Source organism: Streptomyces sp. NPDC003027 (genome assembly GCF_053591435.1).
This window is the reverse complement of the sequence record NZ_JBSFTU010000014.1, coordinates 117,085-135,996: the sequence shown is the minus strand read 5'-3', so window position 1 is coordinate 135,996 and position 18,912 is coordinate 117,085. Positions and strand designations below refer to the sequence as shown.

The window sequence follows — 18,912 nt, the reverse complement described above, 5'->3', positions numbered from 1 at the left end:
GCGACGACAGTCGCGGTGGTGAGCGGCCCGCGTTCCGCCGTGACGACCGTGGTGGTGACAACCGTGGTGGTGGTGGCGGTGGTTTCCGTCGCGACGACAGTCGCGGTGGTGAGCGGCCCGCGTTCCGCCGTGACGACCGTGGTGGTGACAACCGTGGTGGTGGTGGCGGTGGTTTCCGTCGCGACGACCGACGTGATGACAACCGTGGCGGCGGCTACTCGCGTGACGACCGTCCCTCCTTCCGTCGGGACGACCGTGGTGGCGAGCGGCCGGCCTTCCGGCGTGACGACCGTGGTGGTGACAACCGTGGTGGCGGCGGTGGTTTCCGTCGCGACGACAGTCGCGGTGGCGACCGGCCCCCGTTCCGCCGTGACGACCGGCGAGACGACCGTGGTGGTGACAACCGTGGCGGTGGCTTCCGTGGTCGTGATGACCGTGGTGGTGACCGGCCCGCGTTCCGGCGTGACGACCGTGGTGGTGACAACCGTGGTGGCGGCGGTGGTTTCCGTCGCGACGACAGCCGTGGTGGTGACCGGCCCGCGTTCCGGCGTGACGACCGCCGTGACGACCGTCGTGATGACAACCGTGGCGGCGGCTTCCGTGGTCGTGATGACCGTGGTGGCGACCGGCCCGCGTTCCGGCGTGACGACCGGCGCGATGACAACCGTGGTGGCGGCGGTGGCTTCCGCCGTGACGACCGGGGCGGCGACCGCCCGGCGTTCCCTCGCGACGACCGCGGCGGTGACAATCGGGGCGGTGGCTTCCGTCGCGATGACCGTGGTGGTGACAACCGTGGCGGTGGCTTCCGTGGTCGTGATGACCGTGGTGGTGACCGGCCCGCGTTCCGGCGTGACGACCGGCGTGACGACCGGCGCGATGACAACCGCGGCGGTGGCTACCGTGGTCGGGACGACCGGGGTGGCTACGGCCGTCGGGACGACCGGGACCGGGACCGTCCCGACCGGGCGCCCATCAAGCGGCTGCCGATCCCGGACGACGTCACCGGTGACGAGATCGACCAGGACGTGCGGCAGGAGCTCATGAGCCTGCCCAAGGGCCTTGCCGAGGACGTCGCGCGCAACCTCGTCATGGTCGCCAACCTCATCGACGAGGACCCGGAGAAGGCGTACGAGTACTCCCGTATCGCCCTGCGGCTGGCGTCCCGCGTCGCCGCCGTCCGTGAGGCGGCGGGCTTCGCCGCGTACGCGACGCAGAAGTACTCCGAGGCGCTGGCCGAGTTCCGTGCCGCCCGGCGGATGACCGGTGGTGTCGAGCTGTGGCCCGTCATGGCCGACTGCGAGCGCGGCATGGGCCGGCCCGAGCGGGCGATGGCCATGGCCGGCGAGCCCGAGGTGCAGAAGCTGGACAAGGCCGGGCAGGTCGAGATGCGGCTCGTCGCCGCCGGTGCCCGCCGTGACATGGGACAGCTCGACGCGGCCATCGTGACCCTGCAGAGCCCCGAGCTGGCGTCGACCGCCGTGCACCCGTGGACCGCCCGCCTTCGTTATGCCTACGCCGACGCGCTGCTGGCGGCAGGGCGCGAGGGTGAGGCCCGTGAGTGGTTCGCCAAGGCGCTGGAGGCCGACAAGGACGGCGCCACGGACGCGTCCGACCGGCTCGCCGAGCTGGACGGTGTGGAGTTCGTCGACGCCATCGACGAGTCCGAGCTTGTCGGCGACGACAACGACTCCGAGGACGCTGACGGGGACGACGACGCGGACGAGCGCAAGGACTGACGTCGTGTGAAAGAGGGCGGCACCCCTTCCGGGGTGCCGCCCTCTTTTGCGTTCCCGTCCGCTCAGTCCAGGGCCAGGCTCCTGAGCACCAGGCCCGTCGCCGGCTTCGGGCCGAAGGAGGTCGACTTGCGGGGCATCGTGACGCCCTGCCGCGCCAGGTCCCGTACGACCTCTTCGCGTACCGGATGCATGAGCACGGCCGTACCGCCCCGGCGTTCGGCCTGGGCGACGGCGGCCTCGCTGTCGTGGATGTAGCTGATGTCCTCGGGAGCGTCCGGGATCCGCCAGACGTGGTCGAGGAGCGTGGCGTGCAGGACCGTGGCGTCCAGGGTGCGCCACGCCTCGGGGCGGTCCGCGCGGATCGTGCGCGCGAGCAGCTCGGGGGCGGGCCGGTCGACGAGGTGGAAGGCCCCGTCGCCGGCCAGGAGGAAGGCGTTGCCTTCACCGGCCGAGGCCGAAAGGGATTCCAGGGCGGCCGGCAGCGGGCCCTCGACGCGGCGGACGCGGAAGTCGTCGCCGAGCGCCGCGAGCGCCTCCGCCACCGGCAGGCGCTGGAGCACACGGTGGATGGCCCGGACCCGGAGCGGATAGCGGGCGGTGTCGATCAGCAGCACCAGACCGTAGTTCCACGGGCTGGGGGAGGCGTGCTCCTCGCGCAGCCTGAGGTACGTCGCCCAGCGGTGGTGGCCGTCGGCGATGAGCGCCTGGTGCTCGGCCAGGCCGGCGGAGACCGCCGCGAGTTCGGCAGGGTCCGTGATGGACCAGAGCCGGTGGCTGAAGCCGTCCTCCGTGGTCGTGGAGAGCAGGGGCTCGCGCTGGACGGCACGCTCGATGACCTCCGCGGCGCCGTCGCCGTCGCCGCGGTACGTGAGGAGGAGAGGCTCCAGATTGGCGGCCGTGGTCCGCATCAGCGCGGCGCGGTCCTCCACGATGTGCGGCATCACGTCCTCGTGCGGGAGCACGATGCCCTCGGCCGGGGTGGACAGTTCCAGGGCGCCGATGAGGCCGCGCTGGAGGATGCCGTCGCCGTGCTGCTCGTACACGTACAGCGCGGGCTCCGGGTCCGGGGCCAGGACGCCGTCCGCGAGCCAGCGGTCCAGGGTGACGGCGGCCTTGCGGTGCCGGGTGCCGGCGGTGATGGCCTGCGGGAGGATCAGCCGGACGATGTTGTGGGGGTCGGCGGACTCGAGGTGGTGGAGCCCGTCGGGCCGTACGACGACGTCGTACGGCGGAGAGGTCACCGCGGCCAGGCTGCCGACCCGTTCGGGGACGTAGCGGAGCCCCCGGAACGGGACCAGGCGCAGACCGTCGGCGCGGACGTCGTCGGCCGCGAGACCTGAGTTGTTCATTGCGCAATCGTAAGTGGATGGTGGCTATGAGCGATGATCGGGGGGAGCGGGGGAGTTCCGTACGGTGATGTGAGGAGTACGAGGTCATGGGCGACGGCAGCGGCGGCGGCCAGGGGCGGCAGGGCAGGAACCGGCCCGGGGCGAGCGCGCGGGCGCTGAGCGAGGTGTACGACACGGCGCTGCTGGATCTGGACGGCGTGGTCTACGCGGGCGGGGAGGCGATCCCGTACGCGGTGGAGGCGCTGGGCGAGGCCCGGGCCGGCGGCATGCACCTCGCGTACGTCACCAACAACGCGCTGCGGACGCCGGACGCGGTGGCGGCGCATCTGACGGAGCTGGGGGTGCCCGCGGAGGCGGGGGACGTCATCACCTCCGCCCAGGCGGTGGCCCGGCTGATCGCGGACGAAGTGCCCGTCGGGGCGAAGGTGTTGGTGATCGGCGGCGAGGGGCTGCGGGTGGCGCTGCGCGAGCGCGGCCTGGAGCCGGTGGAGTCCGCGGACGAGGACGGTCTGGCGGCGGTGGCGCAGGGGTACGGGGGGCCGGAGCTGCCGTGGGGCCGGTTCGCGGAGGCGAGTTACGCGGTGGCGCGGGGCGTGCCGTGGTACGCGTCGAACACGGACCTGACGATTCCGGGGGCGCGGGGGATCGGGCCGGGCAACGGGGCGGCCGTGGAGGTCGTACGGATCGCCACGGGAGCCGAACCGAAGGTGGCGGGGAAGCCGCTGCCTCCGATGCACCGGGAGACGGTGCTGCGGACCGGCGCGCGGCGGCCGCTGGTCGTGGGGGACCGGCTGGACACCGACATCGAGGGTGCGTTCAACGGGGGCGTGGACTCGCTGCTTGTGCTGACCGGGGTGACGGATGTGGCACAGCTCCTGGCGGCGGTGCCGGAGCACCGGCCCACGTATGTGGCGGCGGATCTGCGGGGGTTGCTGGCAGGGCAGCCGGAGGTCGTCGAGGCGGCCGGGGGCGGATTCGCGTGTGGGGGATGGACCGCGACGGTGAGCGGGGGAGCGCTGGTCCTGGAGGGGGAGGGCGCGGACGTGCTGGACGGGGTGCGGGCGTTGTGCGGGGCGGCGTGGTCCGAGGCGGGCGCGGGGGCTTGCGGGCTGGACGCGGGGAAGGCGCTGGAGAGGCTCGGGTGGTGAGGGGGCGCTCCACGGGGTTCGCGTGACGCGTGGTGGTGTCCCCGGCTCCGGGGAGGGGTTGCGTGCGCGCGGCGGCGCCCCGCTTCCGGAAGGCGTTCCACCGTGCGACAGGCGTCTTGCGAGGGTAGGCTAACCTAACTCCGTGTTGGTCGAGAGTCCTTCCCTCGCGAGCGCGGAGTCGACAGGTCCCGCCCAGACGCCGACGCGCCGGCATTCCGTGCGCGCCGTCGGGCTGGTCGTGGCCGTCGGGGTCCTGCTGCTGGTCTGTGTCCTGAGCATCATGATCGGCGCCAAACCGGTGCCGCTCGGCGATGTGTGGCACGGGCTGTTCCAGAACAGCGGCACCGGAAACGACGTCATCATCCATGACGTACGCGTCCCCCGGACCCTGCTCGGGCTGCTCGTCGGCGTCGCGCTCGGGCTCTCCGGGGCCGTGATGCAGGGCCTCACCCGCAACCCCCTCGCCGAGCCCGGTCTCCTCGGCGTCAACGCCGGTGCCGCGGCCGCCGTCGTCTCCGCGATCGCGTTCCTCGGAGTCACCGAGGTCACCGACTACGTCTGGTTCGCCTTCATCGGCGCGGCCGTCGTGTCCGTCGTCGTGTACCTCCTCGGGGGCAGCCGCAGCGCCACCCCCGTACGCCTCGCGCTCGCCGGCACCGCCGCCACCGCCGCGCTCTACGGCTACGTCAACGCCGTACAGCTGCTGAACTCCGCGGCCCTCGACCGGCTGCGCTTCTGGACCGTCGGATCGCTCGCCTCCGCCGACATGGAGACGGTGCGCAGGATCGCGCCCTTCATCGTCGCCGGAGTCGTCCTCGCCCTCCTCATCTCCCGGCCGCTGAACGCCATGGAGATGGGCGACGACACCGCCCGCGCCCTCGGCGCCCACCTCAACCGCACCCGCGTCATCGCCATGGTGTCCGTGACCCTCATGTGCGGCGCCGCGACGGCCGCCTGCGGCCCGATCGTGTTCCTGGGGCTGATGGTCCCGTACATGGTGCGGGCCATCACCGGCCCCGACATGCGCTGGATCCTGCCGTACGCCGCCGTCCTGGCGCCCGTCCTCCTGCTCGGCTCCGACGTGATCGGCCGGCTCGTCGCCCGCCCCGCCGAGCTGCAGGTCGGCATCGTCACCGCGCTCGTCGGCGGGCCCGTCTTCATCCGCCTCGTACGCCGCAAGAGGATGGCCCAGCTGTGACCACCAAGTCCATACGGTCCGGCGGCGGGCTCTCCGTACGCTACGAGCCCCGTGCCGCCGTCTCCGTCCTCGCGCTGCTCCTCCTCACCCTCGGCGCGGCCGTCGTCCTCATCGGCAACGGAGACCTCCCCATCGCCCCCGGCGACGTCGTCGCCACCCTCCTCGGCGACGGCACCCCCGTCCAGGAGTTCGCCGTGATGGAGCTGCGGCTGCCCCGCGTCCTCGTCGCCGTCTTCGTCGGCGCCGCGCTCGGCATCGGCGGCGCGGTCTTCCAGTCGATCTCCCGCAACCCGCTCGGCAGCCCCGACGTCATCGGCTTCGGCCAGGGCGCCACCGTCGGCGCGCTCGGCGTCATCGTCCTCTTCCAGGGCGGCGCGCTCGCCGCCGCGGCCGGAGCCGTCGTCGGCGGCCTGGTCACCGGCGTCGTGATCTACCTGCTCGCCTGGAAGCGAGGGGTGCACGGCTACCGACTGGTCCTCGTCGGCATCGGCTCCGCCGCCATGCTCACCGCCGTCATCCACTACCTCATCACCAAGGCCAACCTGGTCGACGCCACCCGCGCCGTGGTGTGGATGACCGGCTCCCTCGACGGACGCGACTGGACGCAGTTCTGGCCGCTGTTCGCGGTCAGCTGCCTGCTGCTGCCGCTGGTCCTCGGCCACGGGCGGTCGCTGCGCATGCTGGAGATGGGCGACGACGCCGCGTTCGCGCTCGGGGTGCGGGTCGAGCGGACCCGCATCGTGCTGATGGGCTCCGCCGTCCTGCTGGTCGCCGTCGCCACGGCCGCCGCCGGCCCGATCGTCTTCGTCTCCCTCAGCGCCCCCCAGCTGGCCCGCCGGCTCACCCGCTCTCCCGGTCCCAACCTGGCGGCCTCCGCCCTCATGGGCTCGGCGCTGCTGCTCGTCGCCGACTGGACCGCCACCAACGCCTTCGGCGACCGCCAGCTGCCGGTCGGCGTCGTGACCGGTGTCCTCGGCGGCTGCTACCTCCTCTGGCTGCTCGTCACCGAGCGCAAGGCCGGCCGGATATGAACGAGACGAACCCCAGGAGCAACCCCATGGACGGTCAGACCCAGCGGCTCAGCGCGGAGTCGGTCACTCTCGCCTACGACCAGCGGATCATCGCCCGTGACCTGTCCGTCGCGATCCCCGACAACTCCTTCACCGTCATCGTGGGGCCCAACGCCTGCGGCAAGTCGACCCTGCTGCGCGCCCTCTCGCGGATGCTCAGGCCCAGCCAGGGGCGGGTGCTGCTCGACGGGCAGACCATCCACTCGATGCCCGCCAAGAAGGTCGCCAAGACCCTCGGTCTGCTGCCGCAGTCCTCCATCGCCCCCGACGGCATCACCGTCGCCGACCTGGTGGCCCGCGGCCGCTACCCGCACCAGGGGCTGCTGCGCCAGTGGTCCCCCGAGGACGAGCGCATCGTGCAGGAGTCGATGGCCGCGACCGGCGTCGCGGAGCTGGGGGAGCGGTACGTCGACGAGCTGTCCGGCGGGCAGCGCCAGCGGGTGTGGATCGCGATGGCGCTCGCCCAGCAGACGCCGCTGCTGCTGCTCGACGAGCCGACCACCTTCCTCGACATCCAGCACCAGATCGACGTCCTCGACCTCTGCGCCGAGCTGCACGAGACCCAGGGCCGGACCCTGGTCGCCGTGCTGCACGACCTGAACCACGCCGCCCGGTACGCCACCCACCTCATCGCCGTACGCGGTGGCGAGGTCGTCGCCGAGGGCCCGCCGTCCGAGGTCGTGACCGCCGAGCTGGTCGAGCGGGTCTTCGGACTGCGCTGCCAGGTCATCGACGACCCGGAGACCGGGACGCCGCTGGTCGTGCCCGCCGGGCGGAAGGCCAGGGCCGGAAAGCCGGAGCCCGCCCTACAGAAGTGACCGCAGCCGCAGCAGATCGCGGAAGCCGGCCTCCAGCCTGACCCGGCCGGAGGCCCAGGCCTTGGCGAAGCTGAGTTCGCCGTCCACCATCGCCACGAGGTCGTCGCCCGTCATCGCCAGACGGATCTGCGCCCTGGCCGGCGGCGGGCCGTCCACCGTGTCGTGGACCTCGATCCGGCCGCTTTCGAGGCGGCCGCTGAACGTCGTGTCCAGGTCCGTGATGTGGCAGCTCAGGGTGCGGTCGAGCGCGGCGGCACCGCGGACCTCGCCGTCCGCCCGCGTGAGATTGTCCGAAAGTCTGTCCAGTGCGCTGCGGCACTGCGTGATCGTGGCCATCGTGATCGACCGTACCCCAGGGCTTCGCGGTAGCGTCGGGGGATGAACGACGTGATGCCGGAGCCGGTTCGCGAGCAGGTGCCAGAGCCCCGGCCGGAGTCCCGGGACGAGGCCGTGACCGGCACCGAGCCGGACCCCGGACTCGAACCCGCCGCGCCCGCGCCCCTCGGGGTGGAGCGCCCCTCCACCGGCCACCCCGCGGTGGACGCCCTCCTCGGCCGTCTCGCCGACGCCGACCACCTCACGGCGGACGGACACCTGGAGGTGTACGAGGATGTACACCGTGGACTGCGCCACGAGCTGACCTCGCTCGACACCGCGCGCCCCGCACCGACACCGACACCGCAGTACGACCACAGGAGCTGAACCGAACGTGGCAGGAGTGGCACGCCGCCGTCTCGACGCCGAGCTGGTACGGCGCAAGCTCGCGCGCTCCCGCGAGCACGCCGGCCAGCTGATCGCCGCGGGCCGGGTGACCGTCGGCAAGACCGTGGCGACCAAGTCCGCCACGCAGGTCGAGACCGCCGCGGCCATCGTCGTCGCCCAGGACGACGACGATCCCGACTACGTCTCACGCGGCGGCCACAAGCTGGCCGGTGCCTTCGCCGCCTTCGTACCGCGCGGGCTGAAGGTCGAGGGCCGGCGGGCGCTGGACGCGGGAGCGTCGACCGGCGGCTTCACCGACGTCCTGCTGCGGGCCGGCGCGGCGCACGTCGTCGCCGTCGACGTCGGCTACGGCCAGCTCGCCTGGTCGCTGCGGAGTGACGAGCGGGTCACCGTGAAGGACCGCACGAACGTACGGGAACTGACCCTCGACGCGATCGACGGCACACCCGTCGACCTCGTCGTCGGCGACCTCTCCTTCATCCCGCTCGGGCTCGTGCTCCCCGCCCTCGTCTCCTGCACGGCCCCCGACGCGGACCTCGTCCTGATGGTCAAGCCGCAGTTCGAGGTGGGCAAGGACCGGCTCGGCACCGGCGGAGTCGTACGCAGCCCCGAACTGCGGGCCGACGCCGTACGGAACGTGGCACGCCGGGCCGGCGAGCTCGGGCTCGGTGTCCTCGGCGTCACGGCCAGCCCCCTGCCCGGCCCCTCCGGCAACGTCGAGTACTTTCTGTGGCTGCGGGCGGGTGCGCCCGCGCTCGATCCGGCGGATGTCGACCGCGCCGTGGCGGAGGGACCTCGTTGAGCACAGGTACGCGTACCGTCTTCCTGCTCGCGCACACCGGCCGGCCGGCCGCCGTGCGCAGCGCCGAACTCGTCGTCCTCGGGCTGCTGCGCAGCGGGATCGGGGTGCGCGTACTGGAGGCGGAGGCGGCCGACCTGCCGCTGCCGCCGTCCGTCGAGATGGTGCCGGAGGCCCGCCCCGACGCCCTCGACGGCTGTGAGCTGCTCGTCGTCCTCGGCGGCGACGGGACCCTGCTGCGCGGGGCGGAGTTCTCGCGGGCGTCCGGGGTGCCGATGCTCGGCGTCAACCTGGGACGGGTCGGCTTCCTCGCGGAGGCCGAGCGCGACGATCTCGACCGCGTCGTGGACCGCGTGGTCACACGGGCGTACGAGGTCGAGGAGCGGATGACCCTCGACGTCGTCGTGTACGAGAACGGTGACGTGCTGCACCGGGACTGGGCGCTCAACGAGGCGGCCGTCCAGAAGGTGTCCCCGGAGCGGATGCTGGAGGTCGTGCTCGCGATCGACGGGCGCCCGGTGACCGGGTTCGGCTGCGACGGCGTGATCTGCGCGACTCCCACGGGCTCGACGGCGTACGCCTTCTCCGCGGGCGGACCGGTGATCTGGCCGGAGGTCGAGGCGCTGCTGATGGTCCCGATCGGGGCGCACGCGCTGTTCGCCAAGCCGCTGGTGACGACGCCGGAGTCGGTGCTCGCCGTGGAGGTGGAGCCGCACACGCCGCACGGGGTGCTGTGGTGCGACGGGCGCCGGACCGTGGAACTCCCGGCCGGTGCGCGGGTGGAGGTGCGGCGGGGAGCGGTGCCGGTACGGCTGGCCCGGCTGCACCACGCGTCGTTCACGGACCGGCTGGTGGCGAAGTTCGCCCTCCCGGTCTCCGGCTGGCGCGGCGCCCCGCACTGAGGCCCGCCGCCCACCGGACAGGCGTCCGGCGGGCACCGGCCGACGGCCACCCCCACGGGTGACAGGCACGGCGGCGACCTGCCGGTTCGGGCTGTTCGGGCAGGGGTCGTCGCACAGCGGGGGCCGGACCTCGTAAGGTCTTCCCCGTGTTGGAGGAGATGCGGATACGGTCGCTCGGGGTCATCGACGACGCGGTGGTCGAGCTGTCGCCCGGCTTCACGGCGGTGACCGGCGAGACCGGCGCGGGCAAGACCATGGTCGTCACCAGCCTGGGGCTGCTGCTCGGCGGGCGGGCCGACCCGGCGCTGGTGCGGATCGGCGCCGCGTCCGCCGTCGTCGAGGGGCGGTTCAGTGTGCCGCCGGGCGCCACGGCCGCCGTACGGGCCGAGGAGGCGGGCGCCGAGCTGGACGACGGCGCGCTGCTCGTCAGCCGCACGGTCTCGGCCGAGGGGCGCTCACGGGCCCATCTCGGCGGTCGTTCCGTGCCCGTCGGCCTGCTCGCCGAGCTCGCCGACGAACTCGTCGCCGTCCACGGCCAGACCGACCAGCAGGGCCTGCTCAAGCCGGCCCGGCAGCGCGGGGCCCTCGACCGGTACGCGGGCGACGCCGTCGCCGTCCCGCTGGCCGCGTACGGAGAGGCGTACCGGCGGCTGCGTGCCGTCGTCGCCGAGCTGGACGAGATCACGACACGCGCGCGGGAGCGGGCCCAGGAGGCCGACCTGCTGCGCTTCGGCCTCCGCGAGATCGAGGCCGTCGAACCGCGGGCCGGCGAGGACGTCGAGCTCGCCGCCGAGGCCGAACGGCTGGGCCACGCCGAAGCCCTCGCCTCCGCCGCGGCGCTGGCGCACGGCGCGCTCGCCGGGAACCCCGAGGACCCGGAGGCCGTCGACGCGACCACTCTGGTCGCCGGTGCCGGGCGCGCGCTCGACGCCGTACGGGCGCACGACCCGTCGCTCGCCGCGCTCGCGGACCGGATGGGCGAGATCTCCATCCTGCTCGCCGACGTGGCCGGGGAGCTGGCCGGGTACGCGGACGACCTGGACGCCGACCCGCGCCGGCTCGCGGCCGTCGAGGAGCGGCGCGCGGCGCTCACCCAGCTCACCCGGAAGTACGGCGAGGACGTCACCGCCGTCCTGGCGTGGGCGCAGGAGAGCGCGGCCCGGCTCACCGAGCTGGAGGGCGACGACGACCGGATCGGCGAGCTCACGGCCGAACGGGACGCCCTGCGCGCCGAGCTGTCGGTCCTCGCGCAGGCGCTCACCGACGCCCGTACGGAGGCCGCCGCCCGGTTCGCCGACGCCGTCACCGCCGAACTCGCCTCGCTGGCCATGCCCCACGCGCGCGTGTCCTTCGACATCCGGCAGACGGAGTCCGCCGACGAGGCTTCGGGGATCGAGGTCGGCGGCCGGACCGTGGCGTACGGGCCGTCCGGCGCCGACGAGGTCGAGCTGCTCCTCGCCCCGCACCCGGGCGCCCCGCCGCGGCCGATCGCCAAGGGCGCGTCGGGCGGTGAGCTGTCCCGCGTCATGCTCGCGGTCGAGGTCGTCTTCGCCGGTACGGACCCGGTGCCGACCTATCTCTTCGACGAGGTCGACGCGGGCGTCGGCGGCAAGGCGGCCGTGGAGATCGGCCGCCGCCTCGCCAAGCTCGCCAAGTCGGCGCAGGTGGTGGTCGTGACCCACCTCCCGCAGGTGGCGGCCTTCGCCGACCGCCAGCTGCTGGTGGAGAAGACCAGCGACGGCTCGGTGACCCGGTCCGGTGTCACCGTCCTGGAGGGCGAGGACCGGATCCGCGAACTGTCGCGGATGCTGGCCGGCCAGGAGGACTCCGAGACGGCACGGGCGCACGCGGAGGAGCTGCTGGCGACGGCGCGGGCGGACGTCTGAGGGGCGTACGGCGGGCGCTCGGGGCCCGGGCGGTCGGTGGCCCCGGGCGCCGTCCGCCGGTGCCTCGGACGCGGCGCTCAGGCGGTGGCCGCCGCCCGCCGCGCCGCGCGTAGGGTGGTGCGCATGATCGGCAGAGTCGGGCGGACGGCCCTCGCCTTCGGGCTCGCCGCCGGGGTGACCCGCGCGGTGTACACCGGCCTGCTCAGGCGCCGGCCCCCAGCGGGCGAGGACCGGACGCGCTGGGAGCGGACCAACCACGCGGGGCGGACCGTCGACCTGTACGCCGGACCCGCCACCGTCCTCGGCACCGCCGCCGGAATCGGCAGCGCGCCCGCCGCGTTCGCCGTGCTCGCGGCCGGAGTCTGCGGCGCGTACGACGATTTCGCGGGCGCGGGCGACGCCCGGCGCGGATTCCGGGCGCACCTCACGGCGCTGCGGGACGGCGAGGTCACCAGCGGCACCGTGAAACTCGCCGGGATCGGCGCCGCCGGTCTGGTGGCGGGTGCGCTGCTGAAGGAGCGGCCCGTCGACAAGGTGCTGGCCGGGGTCGTGATCGCCGGGACCGCGCACCTCGTCAACCTCGTGGACGTCGCGCCCGGACGGGCCGTCGTCACGGTCCTGGGCCTCGGCGCGCCCGGGCTGCTGCGCGGGACGCTCGCCGCCGCGCCGATGGGCGCCGCGGCCGCCGTCCTCGCCCACGACCTCGGCGAGCGCACCATGCTCGGCGACACGGGCGCACACGCGCTCGGCGCGGCGGTCGGCAGCGCGATCGCGGCCGGGAACGGGCGGTTCGGGCTCGCCGTCCACGCGGCCGGACTCATCGCCGCGGCGGTGTACGGAGACAAGGTCAGCGACCTCGCACGCTCACCCGTGTGAGTGATCCGATCCCGCGAGTCGACGCGTAGGGGCAGGGGAAGGACGTCGGTACGACACGGGAACGACACGGCAGTGAAGCGCCTTCGGTGCCGGAACGTGCGTACGGGCTGGCATCCTTGGGCGCGTGACACAGCTCCGTACGGTCCAAGTGCTGGGCGGCGGCAGCGCGGGCAGCAGCGCTCACGTCAGATCACTCGCCTCGGGGCTGGTGGCGAGGGGCGTGCGGGTGACCGTGTGCGCCCCGGCCGAACTCGACCGCGTCTACGACTTCGCCGGTGCCGGCGCGCGCTTCGTGCACGTGCCGCGCCGCAACGACCCCGCGACGGTCGCGGCGCTCCGCAACGCCTGCATCGGCGCGGACGTCGTGCACGCGCACGGACTGCACGCCTCGGTGCGGGCCGCTCTCGCGCTGTCGGGCACCGGAGCGCGGACCACGCCGCCGCTGGTGACGACGTGGCACACCCGCAACCACGTGGAGGGCGCGCGGGGCGGGGTGCTGCGGCTCCTGGAGCGAAGGACCGTACGGGCGGCGGCCGTTGTCCTCGGGACCTCCTCCGAGCTGGTCGAACGGGCACGGCGGCGAGGGGCGCGGGACGCGCGGCTCGCCCCGGTGACCGTGCCGGCGTCGCGGGCACCGGTCTGCCTGCACGACGGGAAGGCGCGGGCGGAGCTGGGGGCGGTGGACCGGCCGCTGCTGATGGCGGTCGGCGCGCTGGAGCCCGAGCGGGGGTACGGGATGCTCCTCGACGCGGCCCGGGTGTGGCGGGACCTCGATCCGCAGCCCCTGCTCGTGATCGCGGGGGAGGGGCGGGAGCGGGCGGCGCTGCAACGGAGGATCGAGGCCGAGGGGCTCGCGGTACGGCTGATCGGCCGCCGGGACGATGTGGCGGAGCTGCTGGCGGCGGCGGACGTGGCGGTCCTGCCCTCGCGGTGGGAGGCCCGCTCCCCGCTGGCCCAGGAGGCGCTGCGGCTGGGCGTCCCGCTGGTGGCGACGGCGGTGGGCGGCGTGCCGGAACTGGTCGGGGACGCGGCGGAGTTGGTGCCGTGGGGAGACGCGGCGGCACTGGCGGCGGCGGTGCGGGGACTGCTGGAGGACACGGACCGGCGGATGGACCTGGCGGCGGCCGGGCGGGTGCAGGCGGGGACGTGGCCGACGGAGGACGAGACGATCGCCCACGTCCTGAGCGTCTACGACGAACTGTCGGCCCGCTGAGGGCGCACCGCCGCGCCGGGCTGCTGTCGGCCCGCTGAGGGCGCATCCTCGCGCCGGACCGCCTGCCGGCCCGCTGAGCGCGCAGCGCCGCGCCGGACCGCCTACGAGGTGAGGCGTCTCGCCCGGAGTGCCAGGGAGAGCGCCAGGACCGTCTGCGGGTCGTCCAGGTCCGTGCCGAGGAGTTCGGAGATGCGGGCCAGGCGGTTGTAGAGCGTCTGGCGGTTGAGGTGGAGCTCCCGGGCCGTCTCCGCCTTGCGGCCCGCGTGGGCCAGGTACGTCTCCAGGGTCGGCAGCAGCGGCGGGCGTGAGGTGCGGTCGTGGTCGCGCAGGGGACCGATGGCGCGGTCCACGAAGGCCGCGAGGTCCGGGTGTTCGCGCAGCCGCCAGAGCAGCAGGTCGATGTCGAGGCGCCGGGCGTCGTGCCAGGGGCGGTCCGCGAGCCCCTGCGCCGCCGTGGCCGTCTCCGCCGCGTGGCGCAGGCTCGCCGACGCGGCCGCCCAGCCCCCGGCGATGCCGACCACGACCACCGGCGGGTGCGCGCCGGTGCTCGCCCAGCCGCCGCCCGGGACCGCCCCCGCCAGGCCCGCCCGTTCCACGCCCGCCCGCAGCGCCGCCGCGACCCGGTCCGCCACCGCCGTACGCTCCGACTCCGAACGCAGACCGAGCAGGAGCGGGACACGGCCCTCCACCGGGCGGACGCCCAGCAGGACCGGCACCCCGACCGACGCCAGCTCGTCCAGCACCGCCCGCGCCAGCAGCGCCCAGTTGCCGGAGGGGGAGAGCTCGGGGGCCAGCCGCATCACCACCGGCAGCAGCGGGCCGTCCCCCGGTTTGAAGCCGAGCACCCGCGCCTGCGCCGGGGCGTCCTCCGCGGTGATCCGGCCCTCCGCGAGGTCCGTCAGGAAGTCGCCCCTGCCCCGTGCCGCCAGCTCCTCCTCCTGACGTGCCTGCATGAGGACGACGGCCAGCAGGCCCGCCGCGCGCTCCGCCGCCATCCGGTGCACCGGGGAGAGCGGGCCGGAGACCGCGAGCAGGACGAGCCGCGCTCGGACCGAGCCGGTGCCCGGGCCGCCGCCGCCCGGCACGTCCACCAGGACCGCCCCCGTCGGCGGCCCCGACTCCCGCGCCGCCCGCTGCCCGCGCAGCCCGTCCCAGACCTGGAGCGGGTCCGCCGGTGCCGACTCGGCCCCGGCCGCGTACAGCAACTGGCCGTCCGCCGTCTCCAGGAAGACCGGGTTCGCCGTGAAGTCGGCCAGGATCCGCAGCACCTGCGGCACCCCGCCGCCGCCGAGCAGCGCGTCCGTGCACCGGCGGTGCACCTCCTCCGCCTGACGGAGGAGTGCGTAGTGCCCGTTCACGATCTCGGTGTGGATCTCCTCCGTCACCGCCACGAACGGCACCTCGCGGTGCAGCTGCACCAGCGGCAGGCCCGCCGCCCGCGCCGTCTCGACGATCGTGGCCGGCAGCCGCGAGAAGCGGGGACCCAGCTCCACCACCAGCGCGGCGATGCCCCGGTCCGCCAGCCTCCGTACGAACGCGCGCTGCTCCGCCGGGCGCGTACCGAGCCCCAGTCCCGTGGTCAGCAGCAGCTCACCGCCCTTGAGCAGCGACGCGATGTTCGGCACCTCGCCCGCGTGCACCCAGCGCACGGTGCGGTGCAGCCGGTCCGCGCCGGCGACGACCTCCGGGAGTCCGCCGCGCAGTCCGGGCAGTTCCAGCGCCCGCCGCACAGTGATCCCGCCCTGATTGTCCATGGCCGGACGCTACCTGGCGGCGATGTTCCGGCGACATCACCCGGCGGTTTCACGATCGGACAGATCGTCCGTCCCGTTGACAACTCGTCGCCTCGATCGGCCAATTGTGCGACCGCATGTCGATTGTGGCGTACGTCACTACGGAGGATGCTCTCCCGCCATGGCAGAGAACTCCACCCCTGGCTCCACCCCTGGCTCCACCCCGGGCTCCCCTCCTGAGGTGCACCGGCTGAAGGCGAACTCGGTCGGCCTCGTCGGCGTCGTCTTCATGGCCGTCGCGACCGCCGCGCCGATCACGGCGATGACCGGAAACCTTCCCATCGCGGTCGGCTTCGGCAATGGCACCGGTGCCCCCGCCGGCTATCTCTTCGCGACGCTCGTCCTCACCGTCTTCTCGGTCGGCTACGTCGCCATGGCCAAACGGATCACCGCCGCCGGAGCCTTCTACGGCTACATCTCGCACGGCCTCGGCCGGATCGCCGGCATGGCCTCGGGCATGCTCGCCGTCCTCGCGTACATCGTCTTCGAGGCATCGATCGTCGGCGTGTTCGCCTACTTCACCCAGACGACCGTCGCCGATCAGCTCGGTGTGGACCTGCCGTGGATCGTGTACGCGGCGGGCATGCTCGCCGTCACCGCCGTCCTCGCGTACTTCGACATCAACCTGACCGCCAAGGCCCTCGGCGTCATGCTCATCGCCGAGATCGCGGTCCTCTTCGCCGTCGCCACCGCCGTCCTGATCGCCGGCGGCGGCCCCGACGGCATCCCGGTCGAACCCCTCAACCCCGCGAACGCCTTCACCGGCGCCTCCGCCGGCCTCGGACTCTTCTTCGCCTTCTGGTCCTGGGTCGGCTTCGAGTCGACCGCGATGTACGGCGAGGAGTCCCGCGACCCCAAGCGGGTCATCCCGCGCGCCACCCTCGTCTCCGTCGTCGGCGTCGGCCTCTTCTACATCTACGTCTCCTGGATGACGATCGCCGGCAACGGGCTCTCCGGCTCCGTGAAGCTGTCGTCCTCCGCCACGCCCCTCGACCTCTTCTTCGCCCCCACCCAGTCCTTCATCGGCGCCTGGGCCGTCGACGCCTTCCAGTGGCTGCTGCTCACCGGCTCCTTCGCCTGCGGCATGGCCTTCCACCAGTGCGCCTCGCGCTATCTCTACGCCATCGGCCGCGAGGGCTTCCTCCACCCCGCCCTCGGCCGGACGCACGCCAGGCACGGCTCGCCGTACATCGCCTCCTACGTCCAGAGCGCCATCGCCGTCACCCTCGTCGGCGCCTTCTGGCTCACCGGCCAGGACCCCTACATCCACCTCTACACGCTGCTCGCCATCCTCGGCACGATGGCGATCCTCATCGTCCAGACGCTCTGCTCCTTCGCCGTCATCGGGTACTTCCGCAAGAACCACCCCGAGGACCGGCACTGGTTCAAGACCCTCACCGCGCCGCTGCTCGGCGGTGTCGGGATGACCGCCGTGGTCGTCCTGCTGATCATCAACATGGAGACCGCGGCGGGTCTCGCCGCCGACTCGCTCTTCTTCAAGGCGATCCCGTGGATCGTCGGAGCGGTCTTCTTCGGCGGCCTCGGCCTCGGCCTCCACCTCAAGGCCAGGCGGCCCGAGCGCTACGAGATCATCGGCCGGATCGTCCTGGAGGACGCCGCCGAACGCGCCGACGAGCCCGAGCGGCCGGCCCCCGCACCCGCCCCCGTCACCACCCAGAGCTGATCCCTCCCACCTCTCCAGGAGCGTCCCATGGCACGCACCAACCCGATGCACCTCCTTAAGCGCCTCGCCGCCGAGCACGCCGACGCCCGACGGCTGGACATCCCCGTCGACGAACTGCGGGGGATGAGGGCCGACGCGCTCGGCCGCCGGTCCCTCCTCAGATACGCCGCCGCCGCGGGGCTCACGGCCGGCGTCGGCGTCTCCGGCGCCCCCGCGACCGCCCACGCCGCCACCCCCGACCCCAAGGCCAGGACCACCGCCCGGATCGCCGTCGTCGGCGCCGGCATCTCCGGCCTCACCGCCGCCCTCACCCTCCAGGACGCGGGACTGCGCCCCACCCTCTACGAGGCCGACCCCTCCCGGGTCGGCGGCCGGATGTGGACCCAGCGGGACCACTGGGCGTACGGGCAGACCTCCGAGATCGGCGGCGAGCTCATCGACACCGGCCACAAGAAGATGCTGGAGCTCTGCCGCCGCTTCGACCTCCGCGTGGAGGACTTCCTCGGCGGCGGACCGACCGGAGCCGAGGAGGTCCTCTGGTTCAACGGCACCTACTACCCCCGCCACCAGGCCGACGAGGACTTCAAGGCCGTCTACCAGTCGCTCCACCGCGACCTGCAGGAAGCGGGCGAGGTCATGTGGAACCAGACCACCCCGACCGGCACCGCACTCGACAACATGTCGATATACGAATGGATCGAGTCCCGGGTCCCCGGCGGGCACTCCTCACCCCTGGGCCGGTTCATCGACGTCGCCTACAACGTCGAGTACGGCGCCGACACCACCGAACAGTCCTCGCTCGCCCTGGTCCTGCTCATGGGCTACCAGACCAATCCGGGCCACTTCAACGTCTGGGGGCTGTCCAACGAGCGCTACCACATCACCGGCGGGAACGACCGGCTCCCCCACGCCATCGCCGGGGCCCTCGCCCCCGGGACCCTGCGCCACGGCTGGTCCCTGACCGCCGTACGGGCCAACGCGGACGGCACGCAGACGCTCACCTTCACCGAGGCCGGCGCCACCCGGACGGTCACCGCCGACCACACGGTCCTCTGCGTCCCCCTGCCGATCCTCAAGCGACTCGACCTCACCCAGGCCGGGTTCGACCCCCTGATGAAGAACCTGCTGCGGGACGCGCGCATGGGCTACTGCACCAAGCTCAACATGCAGTTCGCCACCCGCCCCTGGCGCGGCACCGGTGCCTGGCCGGGCGTCTCGGCCGGGGACTGCTTCACCGACACCGACGTCCAGCAGACCTGGGACACCACCAAGATCCAGGGCGGCACGGGAGGCATCCTCATCCAGTACGGCGGCGGCAGCCTCGCCAAGGCCCTCACCCCGGCCGGGCCCTTCTCCACCGAGTCGGACCCGTACGTACGGGACCTGGTGACCCGTCACCTCAAGGGCGTCGACGCCTTCTTCCCGGGCACCTCCAAGGCGTACACGGGCCGCGCCCAGCTCTCCGCCTGGCACCGCAACCCGTACACGCTCGGCGCGTACTCCTGCTGGCCGGTCGGCTATGTGCACCGGTACGCCGGGTACGAGGGCACCGCCCAGGGCAACGTCCACATCGGCGGTGAGCACTGCAGCTACGACTTCCAGGGCTTCATGGAAGGCGGCGCCACCGAGGGCGAGCGGGCCGCGCGGGAGGTGATCGACGCCCTGAGGTGACCGACACTTCCGAGCCGGCCACCGGGCGGCCGCCCCCTCGCACCTC

17 protein-coding genes are annotated in these 18,912 nt (G+C 73.6%); 14 read left to right on the top strand and 3 right to left on the bottom strand.

Translation table 11 applies throughout. The features are described 5' to 3' along the window. On the top strand, window positions 1-1,044 hold a 1,044-nt coding region (locus ACWDX6_RS13360; RefSeq protein ID WP_451485061.1), incomplete at its 5' end, for a hypothetical protein. After that, the gene (locus tag ACWDX6_RS13355; protein WP_451485060.1) at window positions 981-1,736 is read left to right on the top strand and encodes a hypothetical protein; all 756 of its coding nucleotides are present in this window, start codon (window positions 981-983) and stop codon (window positions 1,734-1,736) included. The genes ACWDX6_RS13360 and ACWDX6_RS13355, both read left to right, overlap by 64 nt. Before the next feature lie 62 nt (window positions 1,737-1,798). Here ACWDX6_RS13355 and ACWDX6_RS13350 read toward each other — a convergent pair whose 3' ends face one another. After that, a complete protein-coding gene (locus ACWDX6_RS13350) occupies window positions 1,799-3,085 on the bottom strand; it encodes a DUF1015 domain-containing protein (RefSeq protein WP_451485050.1) in 1,287 nt (428 codons plus the stop codon). 86 nt (window positions 3,086-3,171) lie between these two features. Here ACWDX6_RS13350 and ACWDX6_RS13345 point away from each other — a divergent pair, with 86 nt between their 5' ends. From ACWDX6_RS13345 to ACWDX6_RS13330, 4 genes are all read left to right on the top strand, one after another. After that, on the top strand, window positions 3,172-4,233 hold the full coding sequence (locus ACWDX6_RS13345) for an HAD-IIA family hydrolase (protein ID WP_451485049.1): 1,062 nt from the start codon (window positions 3,172-3,174) through the stop codon (window positions 4,231-4,233). Between the two features lie 142 nt (window positions 4,234-4,375). Further along, complete coding sequence (locus ACWDX6_RS13340) at window positions 4,376-5,431, top strand: FecCD family ABC transporter permease (protein WP_451485048.1); 1,056 nt, start codon at window positions 4,376-4,378, stop codon at window positions 5,429-5,431. Further along, window positions 5,428-6,462, top strand: coding sequence for a FecCD family ABC transporter permease (locus ACWDX6_RS13335; RefSeq protein ID WP_451485047.1), 1,035 nt, complete (start codon window positions 5,428-5,430; stop codon window positions 6,460-6,462). Before ACWDX6_RS13340 ends, ACWDX6_RS13335 begins: the two co-directional genes overlap by 4 nt. 26 nt (window positions 6,463-6,488) lie before the next feature. Then, window positions 6,489-7,319, top strand: a complete 831-nt coding sequence (locus tag ACWDX6_RS13330) for an ABC transporter ATP-binding protein (protein ID WP_451485046.1) — start codon at window positions 6,489-6,491, stop codon at window positions 7,317-7,319. Here the strand turns inward: ACWDX6_RS13330 and ACWDX6_RS13325 are convergent. Further along, window positions 7,308-7,655 (bottom strand): SCP2 sterol-binding domain-containing protein, encoded by a 348-nt coding sequence (locus ACWDX6_RS13325; RefSeq protein WP_451485045.1) that lies wholly within the window; start codon window positions 7,653-7,655, stop codon window positions 7,308-7,310. The genes ACWDX6_RS13330 and ACWDX6_RS13325 overlap by 12 nt on opposite strands. Window positions 7,656-7,697: 42 nt before the next feature. Between ACWDX6_RS13325 and ACWDX6_RS13320 the strand changes: the two genes are divergently transcribed. From ACWDX6_RS13320 to ACWDX6_RS13295, 6 genes are all read left to right on the top strand, one after another. Beyond that, window positions 7,698-8,021, top strand: a complete 324-nt coding sequence (locus tag ACWDX6_RS13320; RefSeq protein WP_451485044.1) for a hypothetical protein — start codon at window positions 7,698-7,700, stop codon at window positions 8,019-8,021. A gap of 7 nt (window positions 8,022-8,028) precedes the next feature. Continuing rightward, a complete protein-coding gene (locus ACWDX6_RS13315) occupies window positions 8,029-8,844 on the top strand; it encodes a TlyA family RNA methyltransferase (RefSeq protein WP_451485043.1) in 816 nt (271 codons plus the stop codon). Further along, entirely contained in the window at window positions 8,841-9,743 is a 903-nt protein-coding gene (locus tag ACWDX6_RS13310; RefSeq protein WP_403291203.1) for an NAD kinase, read from the top strand. Before ACWDX6_RS13315 ends, ACWDX6_RS13310 begins: the two co-directional genes overlap by 4 nt. A 158-nt stretch (window positions 9,744-9,901) precedes the next feature. After that, a complete protein-coding gene (gene recN / locus ACWDX6_RS13305; protein WP_451485059.1) occupies window positions 9,902-11,629 on the top strand; it encodes a DNA repair protein RecN in 1,728 nt (575 codons plus the stop codon). Window positions 11,630-11,752: 123 nt separating this feature from the next. Beyond that, window positions 11,753-12,505, top strand: coding sequence for a hypothetical protein (locus tag ACWDX6_RS13300; RefSeq protein ID WP_451485042.1), 753 nt, complete (start codon window positions 11,753-11,755; stop codon window positions 12,503-12,505). 124 nt (window positions 12,506-12,629) lie between these two features. Then, window positions 12,630-13,718, top strand: a complete 1,089-nt coding sequence (locus ACWDX6_RS13295) for a glycosyltransferase family 4 protein (protein ID WP_451485041.1) — start codon at window positions 12,630-12,632, stop codon at window positions 13,716-13,718. A 101-nt stretch (window positions 13,719-13,819) separates the two neighbouring features. On the opposite strand, the gene ACWDX6_RS13290 is transcribed toward ACWDX6_RS13295, so the two are convergent. Next, complete coding sequence (locus ACWDX6_RS13290; protein WP_451485040.1) at window positions 13,820-15,472, bottom strand: PucR family transcriptional regulator; 1,653 nt, start codon at window positions 15,470-15,472, stop codon at window positions 13,820-13,822. Between the two features lie 160 nt (window positions 15,473-15,632). Between ACWDX6_RS13290 and ACWDX6_RS13285 the strand changes: the two genes are divergently transcribed. Both ACWDX6_RS13285 and ACWDX6_RS13280 read left to right on the top strand, forming a co-directional pair. After that, window positions 15,633-17,195 carry an APC family permease gene (locus ACWDX6_RS13285; protein ID WP_451485039.1) on the top strand — a complete coding sequence of 521 codons (1,563 nt, stop codon included), beginning with the start codon at window positions 15,633-15,635 and terminating at the stop codon, window positions 17,193-17,195. A gap of 27 nt (window positions 17,196-17,222) precedes the next feature. After that, window positions 17,223-18,866 (top strand): FAD-dependent oxidoreductase, encoded by a 1,644-nt coding sequence (locus tag ACWDX6_RS13280; protein ID WP_451485038.1) that lies wholly within the window; start codon window positions 17,223-17,225, stop codon window positions 18,864-18,866. The last annotated feature ends 46 nt before the right edge of the window (window positions 18,867-18,912 follow it).

Excerpts from the sequence above, each read along its gene's own strand:
- ACWDX6_RS13300 (WP_451485042.1), top strand. The coding sequence starts at position 11,753 with ATGATCGGCAGAGTCGGGCGGACGGCCCTCGCCTTCGGGCTCGCCGCC.
- ACWDX6_RS13345 (WP_451485049.1), top strand. The coding sequence starts at position 3,172 with ATGGGCGACGGCAGCGGCGGCGGCCAGGGGCGGCAGGGCAGGAACCGG.
- ACWDX6_RS13325 (WP_451485045.1), bottom strand. The coding sequence starts at position 7,655 with ATGGCCACGATCACGCAGTGCCGCAGCGCACTGGACAGACTTTCGGAC.
- ACWDX6_RS13280 (WP_451485038.1), top strand. The coding sequence starts at position 17,223 with ATGGCACGCACCAACCCGATGCACCTCCTTAAGCGCCTCGCCGCCGAG.
- ACWDX6_RS13320 (WP_451485044.1), top strand. The coding sequence starts at position 7,698 with ATGAACGACGTGATGCCGGAGCCGGTTCGCGAGCAGGTGCCAGAGCCC.
- ACWDX6_RS13350 (WP_451485050.1), bottom strand. The coding sequence starts at position 3,085 with ATGAACAACTCAGGTCTCGCGGCCGACGACGTCCGCGCCGACGGTCTG.
- recN (WP_451485059.1), top strand. The coding sequence starts at position 9,902 with ATGCGGATACGGTCGCTCGGGGTCATCGACGACGCGGTGGTCGAGCTG.
- ACWDX6_RS13285 (WP_451485039.1), top strand. The coding sequence starts at position 15,633 with ATGGCAGAGAACTCCACCCCTGGCTCCACCCCTGGCTCCACCCCGGGC.
- ACWDX6_RS13290 (WP_451485040.1), bottom strand. The coding sequence starts at position 15,472 with ATGGACAATCAGGGCGGGATCACTGTGCGGCGGGCGCTGGAACTGCCC.
- ACWDX6_RS13330 (WP_451485046.1), top strand. The coding sequence starts at position 6,489 with ATGGACGGTCAGACCCAGCGGCTCAGCGCGGAGTCGGTCACTCTCGCC.